This is a genomic window from Nonomuraea sp. NPDC004702 (assembly GCF_053601695.1).
Window position 1 is genome coordinate 42,385 of record NZ_JBSGCE010000021.1, and the last position, 12,544, is coordinate 54,928.

General features: G+C 72.8%; 10 protein-coding genes. 5 read left to right on the forward strand and 5 right to left on the reverse strand.

Features of this window, described 5'->3' with window-relative positions:
• The first annotated feature begins 49 nt into the window (after positions 1-49).
• Both ACWEJ6_RS25585 and ACWEJ6_RS25590 read left to right on the forward strand, forming a co-directional pair.
• Positions 50-1,312 (forward strand): erythromycin esterase family protein, encoded by a 1,263-nt coding sequence (locus tag ACWEJ6_RS25585; RefSeq protein ID WP_452426678.1) that lies wholly within the window; start codon positions 50-52, stop codon positions 1,310-1,312.
• A gap of 36 nt (positions 1,313-1,348) precedes the next feature.
• Positions 1,349-2,878, forward strand: coding sequence for an FAD-dependent monooxygenase (locus ACWEJ6_RS25590; protein ID WP_452426680.1), 1,530 nt, complete (start codon positions 1,349-1,351; stop codon positions 2,876-2,878).
• 83 nt (positions 2,879-2,961) lie between these two features.
• On the opposite strand, the gene ACWEJ6_RS25595 is transcribed toward ACWEJ6_RS25590, so the two are convergent.
• Entirely contained in the window at positions 2,962-3,588 is a 627-nt protein-coding gene (locus ACWEJ6_RS25595) for a TetR/AcrR family transcriptional regulator (RefSeq protein ID WP_452426682.1), read from the reverse strand.
• A 96-nt stretch (positions 3,589-3,684) separates the two neighbouring features.
• Here ACWEJ6_RS25595 and ACWEJ6_RS25600 point away from each other — a divergent pair, with 96 nt between their 5' ends.
• Positions 3,685-4,854 carry a cytochrome P450 gene (locus tag ACWEJ6_RS25600; RefSeq protein ID WP_452426684.1) on the forward strand — a complete coding sequence of 390 codons (1,170 nt, stop codon included), beginning with the start codon at positions 3,685-3,687 and terminating at the stop codon, positions 4,852-4,854.
• A 129-nt stretch (positions 4,855-4,983) separates the two neighbouring features.
• Positions 4,984-6,138: a serine hydrolase domain-containing protein gene (locus tag ACWEJ6_RS25605; protein ID WP_452426686.1), complete on the forward strand. Its 1,155-nt coding sequence runs from the start codon at positions 4,984-4,986 to the stop codon at positions 6,136-6,138.
• 45 nt (positions 6,139-6,183) lie between these two features.
• Here ACWEJ6_RS25605 and ACWEJ6_RS25610 read toward each other — a convergent pair whose 3' ends face one another.
• On the reverse strand, positions 6,184-7,500 hold the full coding sequence (locus ACWEJ6_RS25610; protein ID WP_452426688.1) for a hypothetical protein: 1,317 nt from the start codon (positions 7,498-7,500) through the stop codon (positions 6,184-6,186).
• Positions 7,501-7,719: 219 nt separating this feature from the next.
• Here ACWEJ6_RS25610 and lgt point away from each other — a divergent pair, with 219 nt between their 5' ends.
• Positions 7,720-8,556 carry a prolipoprotein diacylglyceryl transferase gene (gene lgt / locus ACWEJ6_RS25615; protein ID WP_452426690.1) on the forward strand — a complete coding sequence of 279 codons (837 nt, stop codon included), beginning with the start codon at positions 7,720-7,722 and terminating at the stop codon, positions 8,554-8,556.
• Between the two features lie 14 nt (positions 8,557-8,570).
• Here the strand turns inward: lgt and ACWEJ6_RS25620 are convergent, their stop codons facing one another.
• The 3 genes from ACWEJ6_RS25620 to ACWEJ6_RS25630 all read right to left on the reverse strand — a co-directional run bounded on the left by ACWEJ6_RS25620 (position 8,571) and on the right by ACWEJ6_RS25630 (position 12,488).
• The gene (locus ACWEJ6_RS25620) at positions 8,571-9,191 is read right to left on the reverse strand and encodes a DsbA family oxidoreductase (RefSeq protein ID WP_452426692.1); all 621 of its coding nucleotides are present in this window, start codon (positions 9,189-9,191) and stop codon (positions 8,571-8,573) included.
• Between the two features lie 131 nt (positions 9,192-9,322).
• Entirely contained in the window at positions 9,323-11,308 is a 1,986-nt protein-coding gene (locus ACWEJ6_RS25625) for a right-handed parallel beta-helix repeat-containing protein (protein ID WP_452426694.1), read from the reverse strand.
• Positions 11,309-11,357: 49 nt separating this feature from the next.
• A complete protein-coding gene (locus tag ACWEJ6_RS25630; protein WP_452426696.1) occupies positions 11,358-12,488 on the reverse strand; it encodes an ROK family transcriptional regulator in 1,131 nt (376 codons plus the stop codon).
• Positions 12,489-12,544 lie beyond the last annotated feature (56 nt).

A 12,544-nucleotide genomic window follows, 5' to 3' on the forward strand; every position in this document is an offset into this window, starting at 1 on the left:
TCCATCTGTCGTTCCTTCACCATTCCACGATCAGAATCGAGCTGTCCTCATGCCCGCTTCGTCCCGCCCCGACCCGTTCGCCGACTGGCTTCGCGGCCACGCCGTCCCGCTCACCTACCTCGACCCCGAGGCTCCGCTCGACGACCTGGAGCCGTTGCGCGGCCTCGTCGGCGACGCGCGCGTCGTCGCGGTCGGCGAGAACTCCCACTTCATCACCGAGTTCTCGGTCATGCGCCGGCGCATCCTGCGGTTCCTGGCCGAGCGCTGCGGCTTCACCGTCCTGGCCTTCGAGTACGGATTCAGCGAGGGCGTCCCCCTGGACGCCTGGGCGCAGGGCGAAGGCACGGACGACGAGCTGGCGGCCCGGCTCGCGACGGCGATCCCCGTGGGGGTCGAGGAGCCGCTGCGCTGGATGCGCCGGCACAACGCCTCGGCGGCCGAGCCGGTGCGTTTCGCCGGGATCGACATCCCGGCGGCCGGCGGGTCCCTGCTTCCCGCCCTGGCCCCGGTCGCCGACTACCTGCGCCAGGTCGATCCCGAGACCCTCCCGGTGATCGAGGAGGCGATGCGGATCGCCGGGTCGTTCGCCGGCGCCTCCGCGGCCTCGGCCGCGCCGGCCTGGACCCGCCTGGCAACCGCCGAGCAGGACGCTCTCAGCGCGCTCCTGATGCGGCTGCTCATGCGCTTTCGCGCCGTGGAGGTGTTGTACCTCTCCCGTGCCGACCGGCCCAGCTACGACCTCGCCCTGCGCCGCCTTGAGGCCGCCTGCAGCGCCGACTACGGCTTTCGCGCCATGGCCGGTCTGTACGCCGGCACCGGCCTGACCGCTGACACCTCGGCCAGGGACGTCTACATGGCCGGGTCGGTCCAGTGGCACCTGGAACGTTCCGGCCCTGAGGCCCGCATCGTGCTGGCAGCCCACAACGCCCACATCCAGAAGACGCCGGTCTCCTTCAACGGCCGGCTCACGGGGCTGCCCATGGGGCAGCACCTGCACAACCGCCTGGGCGATGACTATGTCGCCCTCGCCCTGACCAGCCCCGCCGGACACACCGCCGACATGCGCCCCGACGAGAACGCGCGCTTCGGCTTCGCCGTCGACGACACCGCGCTGCAGCCGCCCGAGCCGGGCAGCGTCGAGGCCGCCTTCGCCGAGGCCGGGCTCGGGCTCAGCATCGCCGACCTGCGCCAGGCGCGCGGGATCGCCGGTCCCGACCGCATCCGGATCCAGAGCGCCTACGTGCACACCCCCGTCCTGGAGGCGTTCGACGGCGTCCTCAACACCCCGACCTCCACCGTCGCCGACCTCTGAAAACCGACACGCGACAGATCGTAAGGAAAGTGACCGATGAAGAACGCCGACGTGATCATTGCGGGGGCCGGACCGGCCGGCCTCATGCTGGCGATCGAACTGAGCCTGGCCGGGGTGCGGCCGCTGGTGCTGGAGCGGCACCCGAACCGCCGCGACACCCCCAAGGCCGGCGGCCTCGGCGGCCAGATCCTGGAGCTGCTGCGCTACCGGGGCCTGCTGGAGCGCTTCCAGGCTGCCTGCCCCGGCCCCGCCCCGGCACCCCGGTTCCCGTTCGGCGGGGTGCATCTGGACTTCACCCGGCTGGCGGACCCGCCGCTGCACGCGCTGCCGCTCCCGCAGCAGCACCTGGAACGGCTGCTCGACGAACGCGCCGGCGAGCTCGGCGTGGACGTACGCCGCGGGCACGAGGTGACCGGCGTGAACCAGGACGACGCCGGGGTGAGGGTGGACGTGCGGGGCCCGGACGGACCGTACCGGGTCAGCGCCCGCTACCTGGTCGGCTGCGACGGCGCGCGCAGCCGCGTCCGGGACTGGGCCGGCATCGGCTTCCCCGGCACCGTCTACCCCGAGGTCAACCGGCTGGCCCAGGTCACCCTGACCGACGAGGTCACCGTGCTCGGCAACGGCGATCTCGACGTCCCCGGCTTCGGCGTGATCCGCGCCGGTTTCACCCGCACCGACCACGGCCTGTTCGGCCTCGGCTCCTCACCCGGCGCCCCGAGCGTCTCCCTCTACACCATCGAGGACGAGACCACCGACTACGACGACGACGTCCCGATGACCCTGACCGAACTGCAGGACAGCATGCGCCGCGTGCTCGGCGTGCACCTGCCACTGGCGGGATCGACCCGGCTGTCGCGCTTCACCTTCAAGGCCCGCCAGGCCGAGCGCTACCGGGCCGGGCGCATCCTGCTGGCCGGGGACGCGGCGCACCTGTTCCCCGCCACCGGCGTGGCGCTCAACGCCGGCCTGCTGGACGCGGTCAACCTGGCCTGGAAACTGGCCGCCGACCTGCACGGCCGGGCGCCGGACGGCCTGCTGGACACCTACCACGCCGAACGCCACCTCGCCGGCGCCCGCACCATGCTGCACACCCGCGCCCAGGTCGCGCTGCGACGCGGGCACGACGCGGCCGCCGAAGCGCTCCGGGAGATGGTCCAGGAACTGCTCACCGACGAGCAGCCGTTGCGGCGCATGGGAGCCATGGTCGCCGGCGCCGACATCCGCTACCCGATGCCCGGCCCGAACCCCCACCCCCTGGCCGGAACGTTCGCACCCGACCTCCCGCTGCACACCGGCCAGGGAACCACCTGCGTCGCCGAACTCCTGCACCCCGCCAGGCCCGTCCTCCTCGACCTCGCCGACCGCGCCGACCTCCGCGAGGCCGCCCGCGCCTGGGGGCAGCGCGTCGACGTCCACACCGCCAGGACCGACCGGCGACCGTCCGACGCCCTGCTGATCCGCCCCGACGCGCACGTCGCCTGGGCCGCGTCCGTCGACGAACCCGCCGACACCGCCGTACCGACGCTGCACGAAGCACTCTCCACCTGGTTCGGCACCCCCTGACGTGGACCGGAAGCCGACCGGATGCGGGCAGGTCCGTACCGGTCGGGCAGGGAGCCACGTCAGGGGCCGCTGGAACCAGCGGATCAGGAATCCGGTGACCCGCTCGCGGTCGCGGACGCCGGCCGCTCCCGCCCGGCCGCGCCGACGAGCGGGAGGACGACGTCGTCGACGATCGAGGCGATCACGTCGTCGGCGAGCGGCAGGCCGCCCAGGACCACCTCGTTGCGTGCCAGGTCGAAGGGCAGCCGGAGCACCCGGGCAGGAAGGTCGGCGGTGGGGATCTCGCCGCGCTCCGCGGCGCGCGCCAGGACGGCGGCCATCGCGTGCCCGGCCGTGGAGCGTGCGATCCACGCGCGCACCGCGGCAGCGGCGTCCGGGTCGCGGGCCGTTTCCGCGAGCAACCCGGCCAGCACCTCGCCGCGGACGGCGCCGAACCCGTTGACGGCCTTCCGCAGCAGGTCGATCAGGTCCGGGCGCAGGCCGCCGGTGTCCGGCACCGCGGCGACGGGCGGCGCGGCGCGTTCCATGGCCGCGAGCGCGAGCTCGGCCCGGGTGGGCCAGCGCCGGCTGAGCACCGGGCGGCTGGTGCCGGCCGCCGCCGCGACCGCCTCGAAGGTCAGCCTGGCGTATCCGGCCTCGTGCAGGATCTGCCAGGTCGCGTCGAGGATGGCGTCGTCCAGTCGCTGTCCCCGTCGGCGCGTGGGCGTCATCGGACCACTCCTTAAGATGCACTTCGAATCTTATCTGTGCTAGCGTGCGAGGGTGCAATTAGATACATTGTGCATCTTACGGAGGATCAGCAGATCATGACGGAACCCGCCACCGGCGGCCTCCCCGGCCTGCCGGCCGCCAAGTCCTGCCCGTACCTCCCGGCCGACGGCCACGGCCCCGGCCCTGTCACGAAGGTCCGGCTGCCCGACGGGCGCCAGGCATGGGCGGTGACCGGCTACGCCGAGGGCCGCGCCCTGCTGGCCGACCCCCGGCTGACCGCCGACCGCGCGCACCCCGGCTCGCCCCTGCCGCTTCCGTTCCCATCCGGCCCGCGCACCCGGCCGATGTTGCTCGGCGCCGAAGGGAAGGAGCACCAGCGACAGCGCAGAGCGCTGATCTCCGCGTTCACCGTCAGGCGCGTCACGGCGCTGCGTCCCCGGCTCGAACACCTCGTGCACGAGCGGCTCGACGCCCTGCTGGCCGCCGGGCCGCCCGCCGACCTGGTGGCCGGCTTCGCCCTGCCGGTGCCCTCGCTGGCGATCTGCGAGCTCCTCGGCGTCCCGTACGAGGACCATGCCTTCTTCGAGCGACAGGCCAGGCTCCGGCACGACGCCGAGCAGGCCCCGGCGGCCATGGCGGAACTCGGCCGCTATCTCGAAGCCCTGGTGCGGGCCAAGCAGTCGGCCCCCGGCGACGGCCTGATCGACGCCCTGCTCGCCCATCAGGCCGAGCAGGGCGCGACCGACCTGGACGAGGTCGCCGGGCTGGCGCTCGTCCTGCTGATCGCCGGCCACGTCACCACCTCCAGCATGATCTCGCTGGGCACACTCGCGCTGCTCGAACACCCCGAGCAGCTCGCCGCCGTACGCGACGGCACGCCCGCGTGGCCCGGCGTCGTGGAGGAGCTCCTGCGGTACGTCGCCGGCGAGGGCACGCTCCCCCGGGTGGCGATCGAGGACGTCGAGATCGGCGGGCAGCTCATCCTCGAAGGCGACGGCGTGCTGATCGTCACCTCCGTCGCCAACCGCGACGAGGCGCTGCTCGACCGCCCCCTGGAGCTGGACGTGCGGCGGCCTGCCGGACGACACCTCACCTTCGGCCACGGCGCCCACCAGTGTCTCGGGCAGAACCTGGCCCGCGCCGAGCTGGAGACGGCCTTCCGCGCCCTGTTCACCCGCATCCCCACGCTCACCCTGGCCGCACCGGCCGGCGAACTGACCACCACGCGCGGATCGGGCCTGGAGAGGCTGCCCGTCACCTGGTGACGGACTCCGTGGACCGGCCCGGACTACTCCCGGCGTCGTAGCCGGCCGCGCACTGGTCCCCTGGCGGTAGCGGCAGGTCACTCCGCCGGCAGGACGCCACCGGACGGCGGCGCGACCATCATGGCGGGCATGAGATCAGCAGTGAATGACCGGGAGAGGTCGGAGGTCCTGGGTTCCGCGCTGGACGGCGTGCGCCGCGCGGGCGTGCCGGGCGTGTACGCCGAGGTGCGCGACGCCGGCCGGGTGTGGCAGGGCGCCGCCGGGGTCGCCGACCTGGAGACCGGCCGTCCCGTCGAGCCCGGGATGGCGCAACGGGTCGGCAGCATCACCAAGACCTTCGTCGCGGCCGCCGTCCTGCAGCGGGCCGAGCGGGGCGACCTCCAGCTCGACGCGCCGATCGGCCGCTACCTGCCCCGGCTGGTGCCGGGCGGGCGCGGGCAGCGGATCACCGTCCGGATGCTGCTCAACCACACCAGCGGCATCGCCGAGTACCTTCCCGCCGCGTTCCCGTCACTGGGCGGGTTCCCGTCCCTGCCGGACGTCTCGCCGGAGAGCCTGGACGGCAACCGGTTCACGTACTTCCCGCCGGCCGAGCTGATCAGGATGGGGCTCGCGGCGCCTGCGACCGGCGAGCCCGGCGGCTCTCCCGGCGTCTACTCCAACACCAACTACATGATCCTCGGCCGGCTTCTGGAGCACGTGACCGGCGCCACGGCCGAGGGGTACGTCACCCGGCACGTCATCGAACGCGCCGGGCTGCGCAACACCGCGTTCCCCGGCGGACCGAGGATCGAGCAACCGCACCCGCGGATCTACGAGTCGTTCTTCGGCATGATCGACCCGCCCCGCGACTACAGCGTGTACGACATGTCCTGGGTGCGGACGGCGGCCTCCCTGGTGTCCACCATGGAGGACCTCAACACGTTCTTCGGCCTGCTGCTCGGCGGTGAGATCGTCGGCCTGTCCATGCTGGCGGAGATGCACCGCACGGTCCCGGTCCGCGCCCACACCGGGGAGATCATCGACTACGGCCTCGGCCTGCAGAAGGTCGAGATCCCGGGAGGCGGCACCTGCTGGGGCCACGGCGGCACGGTCTGGGGGGCCACGACGATGTCGCTGACCCGCGACGACGGCAGGCGGCAGATGTCCATCACGACGAACCTGGCGAGATGGAACAGGCCGGACGCGTCGGGCAGGCCCCGGCCCCATCCGATCGACGCCGCCCTGGCCGCCTTCAGCCGGCAGGTCATGGGTCCTCGCGGCAGAGGCGGCAGCCGTGCGTGACCGAGCCCCTGCCGCCGCCCGCCGTGACCGGACGCGGGGGCGCGGTCAGTCCGCGCGCCGGTACCGGAAGTCGTCGAAGTAGTCGCGAAGCCGCTTGTCGTGCCTCTCCACGGCCCCCGGATCGACGATCCAGAACGCGTACGCCTCCGCGAACAGCTCCCCCGCCGAGGTCTGCGCGTACGGGGTGAGGTCCTGCCGCACGTTCTGCTTCTTCACGAACACCACGAAGTCGCGCAGGCACGGGGTGATGTCGTTCCCCTGCGGCGTCTTGTACTTCGCCCGCCAGCGGGCCTCCAGGATCTGCGCGTCGCACCACCGGACGACCTCGTCCCGGTAGGTCTGCCAGGTCGTCTGGGTGACCTTGGCCGTCACGTCCCGCTTGAGCTGCTCGAAGGCGCTCTCCTGCTGGTAGAGGCCCTTCTCGCCGGCCTCGATCCACTCCTGGGCCTTCTCGATCGCGTCGAGCAGGGCGTTGTACTCGGCCTTGGCGCCGGCGCCCGTGAGCGTGGGGCCGAGCTCGTTCAGCGCGGTGTTGTCGGTTCTGAGCTGGAGGGCCTCGATCACCGTGTCCTGCGGGACGCGCTCGGCCGGGCGGTACCGCTGCCCGCCGACGCTCTGGACGGCCCAGGCCGCGTTGTTCCGGGACTCGGTCCGGCACGCGGCGCTCTCCACGACATGGCCGACCTCGTGCAGGATGTCACGCACGCTCGGCGGGCAGGCGCGCGTGGAGGCGCCGCCGTAGAAGCCGGTCCCGTCGTCCCGGAAGATCGCGTCGGTTATCTTGAGCGTGCCGAGCGATCCGGACCAGGGGCCTCTTTCGTAGACGAACTTGCCCTTGTTGTGACCGTCCGCGCCGGCGAACTCCCGCACCCGCTGGATCTCGATGCCGCGCAGCGCGGACCGGTCGGGGGCGGGGACGAGCCGCAGCGCTTCGTTCAGCTTGACCAGGTGCTCGACGGTCCAGGGGCCGGTGATCGCCGCGAGTTCGTAGGTGTTCGTGAGTGACTGCGTCAGCTCGTTCAGGTCGCGGCTCGGCGGCTCGGCACCGGCCGGCAGGCCGCGCCCGACCAGGGTCGCGGTCGCGTGGCGGCCCTGGCCGTAGGCGAGGATCACCTGGCCGACGGTGGTATCCGTGAGGGGCAGGATCTGGTGGTTGGTCTGGGGGGTGTACTCCTGGGGAGCGTACGAAGCGAGCAGCCACGTCAGGGCGTGCCGTTCCGGATCGGTCAGCTGCCCGTCCGGGAAGGTGACGGTCGCCGAGGCGAGGCCGCGCTGCCTGACCGCGGCCGCGGCGACGTCGGCGTTCAGAGGCTGCGGCAGCCGCAGGTCCTGGAGTTTCACGAACGTGTAGTCGATCGGCATGGGGTCTCTCCTCCTGATCCCCGCACCCTGCGCCGGGTGCCCTGCCCTGTCCCGGAGCAGCCCTGAGCCGGTTCTGATACGGTCCGACGCCTTTACAACGTAGATTCCTTACGTCCGGAGAGAGAGCAGGCCGCCGGTTGCTCGCGGGGTGGTCGCGGATGGCTCGCGATCAGGTCACGGGAACGGCCTCGGGGCCGTCGGTCGGCTAGCGTCACCGGCATGCCCCTCGCCTCGATTCCCAGCCCTTCCCAAGGGGTCTGGTATCTCGGGTTCGTGCCGATCCGGGCCTACGCGTTGTGCTTCATCGTCGCCATCGGGTTCGGCATCTGGCTGAGCGAGCGCCGCTGGCGCGCCCGCGGCGGCGAGCGGGGCACGATCGGCGACATCGCGATGCCCGCGGTCATCTTCGGGCTGGTCGGCGGCCGTCTGTACCACGTCCTCGTCGACTGGCAGACCTACTTCGGCCCGCGCGCGATCAAGGAGCCGTACCAGGCGCTGTTCGTCTGGGAGGGCGGGCTCGGCATCTGGGGGGCGGTCGCCCTGGGCGGCGTGGGCGTGTGGCTGGCCTGCCGCCGCCGGGGGCTGCCGCTCGGGCCGGTGGCCGACACGATCGCGCCCGGCATCGCGTTCGGGCAGGCCATCGCCCGGTGGGGCAACTGGTTCAACCAGGAGCTGTACGGCAGCCCGACCACCCTGCCGTGGGGCCTGGAGATCGACCAGGCGCACGGCGGCCTGCCGGGCACGCTCTACCACCCCACGTTCCTGTACGAGTCCCTGTGGGACGTGGCCCTCGGCTTCGCGCTGATCCTGGCCGGCCGGCGGCTGCGGCCGGACCGCGGCCGGCTGTTCGCCCTCTACGTCGCCGGTTACACCGCCGGACGGTTCTGGATCGAGGGGCTGCGCATCGACCCGGTCGGCGGCGTGGACCACGCGGTGACGCTGCTGGGCCTGCGGATCAACCAGTGGACCTCGATCGTGCTGTTCGCCGGTGCGCTGATCTTCCTCTGGGCGACTCGCCGCAAGGAGAACGAACCGGCCCTGGAGCACAGCGCCTGACGGCCACGACGGCGTCAGCCGGTCAGGGCGCCGAGCAGCCGTCGCAGGTCGGCGACCGGCTGGACCCCGGAGACCGGCGGACGGCCGTCGATCACCAGGCTGGGCACCCCGGTGACGCCGTGCTCGGCCGCGCGGCGGCGGTCGGCGCGCACCTGCTCGGCGTACGCGTCGCCGGCCAGGACGGCGCGCGCCTCCGCGCCGTCCAGCCCGGCCTGAGCGGCCAGCCGCCGCAGGACCTCCGCGTCGGCCACGTTGAGCCCTTCGGTGTGGTACGCGTGCAGCAGCGCCTCCAGCATCTCCTCGGCCCGGCCGCGGGCCGCGGCCAGCTTGACCAGCCGGTGGGCGTCGAAGGTGTTCACCGGCCGGGCCAGGTGCAGGTTCAGCTCCAGGCCCTCGGCCGCGCCCACCTCCCGGATGTGGGCGACGCGGACGGGAGCCTGCTCCCCCCACCAGCCCGCCATGGCCTCGGCGGCGGTCGGGCCGGGGGTCCGGCCCTCGTCGGGCGCGAGTTCGTGGCTGCGCCAGACGATCTCGACGCCGTCGCGGGCGGGGTGCCCGGCCAGCGCGCGGGACAGGCGTCGCTTGCCGATGTAGCACCAGGGGCACAGCACGTCGGCGTAGATCTCGAGCTTCATGAACGTCCTGTCCTGATCGGGAAAGCGGTCGGGGGGCCAGGACATCGTGCAATCTCAACCGCGCTTGAGGTCAACCCGGCGGCGGGAGGCCGCGCCGGGAGTCCCGGCGCGGCCTTCGGCGAGGGACGGGTTCAGCGGGTCGTGATCTCGCTGACGGACAGGTTGCCCCAGGTGTGGTTGGCGGCCTTGACGACCAGGCGCACCTGGGTGGTGGTGACCGGCGCGGGCAGCGGCACCGACCGCCGCTCGACCGTGGCGGTGTTGCTCGCCCAGCCGATCGCCGCGCCGGCCGTCCGGGTCACCCAGGCCGCGCCGTCCCAGGTCTGGACGTCGAGGGAGGTGATGCCCTGGCCCTGGCCGAAGTGGGTGGCCAGCACGACCTCGCCGACCGTCCTGGGGTTGGGGAAGGTGAGCGTGATCGTGCCCGGATAGGTGACGCCGGAGGACGGGCTGGCCCAGGTCGTGTAGTCCCAGCCGTCGGTGAGGGCGGCGGGGGTGGTGCTCTGGCCGTCGCCGAAGGAGGTGGTGACGGTCGCGGCCGGCTCGGACAGGCCCGCGCCCGCCGTCCGCTGGACCGCGCCGAGGTCGGGCATGCCCGAGGGCAGGGCCGTGCCGGAGACGTCGCGGCCCCCGTCGGAGGCGATCTCCAGGCCCTGCCGCAGGACCGGGGACGACGCCGTCGGGAGGTAGCCGGACAGGTCGGCGAGCGTGGCGGCGGCGCCGGGGGCGGTCAGCAGCGGGTTGCCGGACAGGGCCGCCCGGTCGCCGCCGGGGACCGGCCCGGAGTAGTACAGGTTGCGGTCGTACTGCACGGCGCCGCCGTCGTTGTAGGGCAGGTTGGCGCCGTTGTGGATGACGTTGTTGCGCAGCCGGACGTTGCTCACCGAGCTGCTCCACACCTTCACCAGGCTGAACGAGGCCCGGTCCGGATGGTTCTGGATGAACGGCGTCAGCGGGACCCAGATGGTGTTGTTGTAGGCGTCGATGTTCCTGGTGTTGGTGGAGAAGGCGAAGACCTGGTTGGCGTCGTTCTGGCTGACGTTGTAGCGGATGGTCGCCTCGGCCGGTCCGGTGCCGGTCGAGACGGCGATGAAGAAGCCGCCCTCGTTGTCGTGGCTGAAGTTGTACTGGACCAGGCTGCGGTGGACGGAGGCGTCGGCGTCGAAGGCGTTGCCGTCGCTGGCCAGGCCCCAGTACTTCGTCCCGGACACCTCGTTGAACTGGACGACGGTGTCGTCGGCCCCGGCCCACCAGATGCCGACGTTGCCGTGGTTCTGGGCGGTTCTGGCGACCCGGTTGCGTTCGATGAGCGCGCCCTGGGCCTGCATGACGGTGATGCCGCCCGCCGAGATGTCGTGCACGTCGTTGCCGCGGACGACGACGCCCGTGCTCGGCGTCCAGGGCCGGTAGTCGGCGGCGGGGATGCCCATGAGGTCGCTCCACAGGGACGTCCAGCCTTCGCGCTGCATCCACTGCGACCAGGTGACGATCCCGTACGAGCGGGAGTCGGCGACCTCGTTGCCCTCGATGAGCAGGTCCTGGTAGTAGGTGGCGGTGTTCTTGCCCAGCGCGCTGACGATGATCCCGCCCGCCGACGGGTTGGAGGACTGCGATCCGGAGGCGGCGCCCTGGATGGCGTGCACGTAGTTGCCGCGCACGGTGATCCGGGGGACGGCGCCGAGGTCGGTCGCGGTGACCGCGATGCCGATGCGCGGCGTGCTCCCCGACCCGGTGTTGGTCACCTCGAAGCCGTCCAGGACGACGTCGTGCAGGTCGGCGAGCTTGACGGCCGCGTCCACGACGCCGCCGCCGGCGATGGACGGCCGGGTGCCGGCGCCGTAGGAGGTGAAGGTGACCGGGCTGCCGGCCGAGCCCGAGCCGCGCGGCGCGAGCCGTCCGGTCCACTGCCCGCCCGCCTTGAAGCGGACGGTGTCGCCGGGCTGGAAGGTCTGGGCGTTGACCTTGTCCAGGGTCCGCCACGCGGTGGACGGTGAGTGCCCGTCGGCCGCGTCGTTGCCTGCGGGGTCGACGTAGTAGGAGGTGGCGGCGTAGGCGGGGGCGGGCGCGGCCACGAAGGTCAGGACCAGCGCGGCGCACGGTAAGAGAACTCGGAACACGGCAACTCCTGGGGAGAGGTGACGGTCGGGCGCCCGAGTTACTAATTAATCAAGGTTTAATATCTTGCCTGAAGAGGGTCAGGTCAAGAGGGAGATCCACGTCGTAGAGAAGCTCGTCCACGTGGTTGAGCGCGTGCCGTACGGCGCCGAGCACGACGGCCTGGTCGGCGAGGGTGGAGATCTCCAGGGCGGGCGGTTCGAGGCAGAGCGGGTCCAGGTGCCGGCGCAGCGGCTCCATGAGCACGTCGCCCGAGCGCGAGACGCCGCCGCCCACCACCACCAGGTCGGGGTCCACGGTCAGCACGATGGCGGCGATGCCCTCGGCCAGGTCGTGCGCGTACTGCTCGACCGCCCACCGGGCGGCGGGGTCGCCGTCCCTGGCCGCGGCGAAGACCAGCCCGGCCACCTCCTCCGGCGCGGCGCCGGGGGCGAAGCGCGCCAGGTGGTCGGGGGCGCGGTGCCAGCCGACCAGGTGCAGCGCGCCGATCTCGCCCGCCATGCCGCGGCCGCCGCGGTGCAGCTCGCCGCGCACCAGGATGCCGGCGCCGGTGCGCACGCCCGACAGCACGAACACCACGTCGTCCACCTCGCGGGCCACCCCGGCCCACCGTTCGGCCAGGGCGGCCAGGTTGCAGTCGTTCTCCACCAGGATCCGGCAGGGATAGTCGCGGCCCACCTCCGCCGCCAGGTCCAGGCCCGTCCACTCGGGCAGCCCCACGCACAGGCGGACCGTCCCGGACGGGCTCACCACGCCGGTGGTGCCCACGGCCACCGACAACACCTGGTCGGCGGTGACGCCGGCCTCCCCCAGCGCGGCCGCCATCGTCGCGCGGACGGCCGCCAGCCGCTCGGCCCTGCCGTAGTCGGCCTGCACGCGGGTGAAGCCGAGGCCGACTGGCTCGCCCTCCAGGTCGGTCACCTGGGCGCGGACGCTGGAGGAGCCGATGTCGACGCCGACGACGTAACCGGTCGTGGCCCGGAACCGGTAGAGGCGGGCCGGGCGGCCCATCTGACCGGCCTCGGGGGCGACCTCCTCCAGCCATCCGTGCCCGTGCAGCTCCTCGACCAGGCCCTCCACGGTCGGCCTGGACAGCCCGGCGCGGCGGGCCAGGTCGGTGAGCGGGACGACGCCCGCCGCGCGGATCGCCCGCAGCGTCGCGATCATGTTGATCCGCCGCAAGCGATGTGCGTCGCTTCCTTGGAGCGCGACCTTCCGCATGGACCCCCCTTGACAGT

Bases quoted from the DNA above. Each gene is read 5' to 3' on its own strand.
- ACWEJ6_RS25585 (WP_452426678.1), top strand. From the start codon at position 50: ATGCCCGCTTCGTCCCGCCCCGACCCGTTCGCCGACTGGCTTCGCGGC.
- ACWEJ6_RS25590 (WP_452426680.1), top strand. From the start codon at position 1,349: ATGAAGAACGCCGACGTGATCATTGCGGGGGCCGGACCGGCCGGCCTC.
- ACWEJ6_RS25595 (WP_452426682.1), bottom strand. From the start codon at position 3,588: ATGACGCCCACGCGCCGACGGGGACAGCGACTGGACGACGCCATCCTC.
- ACWEJ6_RS25600 (WP_452426684.1), top strand. From the start codon at position 3,685: ATGACGGAACCCGCCACCGGCGGCCTCCCCGGCCTGCCGGCCGCCAAG.
- ACWEJ6_RS25605 (WP_452426686.1), top strand. From the start codon at position 4,984: ATGAGATCAGCAGTGAATGACCGGGAGAGGTCGGAGGTCCTGGGTTCC.
- ACWEJ6_RS25610 (WP_452426688.1), bottom strand. From the start codon at position 7,500: ATGCCGATCGACTACACGTTCGTGAAACTCCAGGACCTGCGGCTGCCG.
- lgt (WP_452426690.1), top strand. From the start codon at position 7,720: ATGCCCCTCGCCTCGATTCCCAGCCCTTCCCAAGGGGTCTGGTATCTC.
- ACWEJ6_RS25620 (WP_452426692.1), bottom strand. From the start codon at position 9,191: ATGAAGCTCGAGATCTACGCCGACGTGCTGTGCCCCTGGTGCTACATC.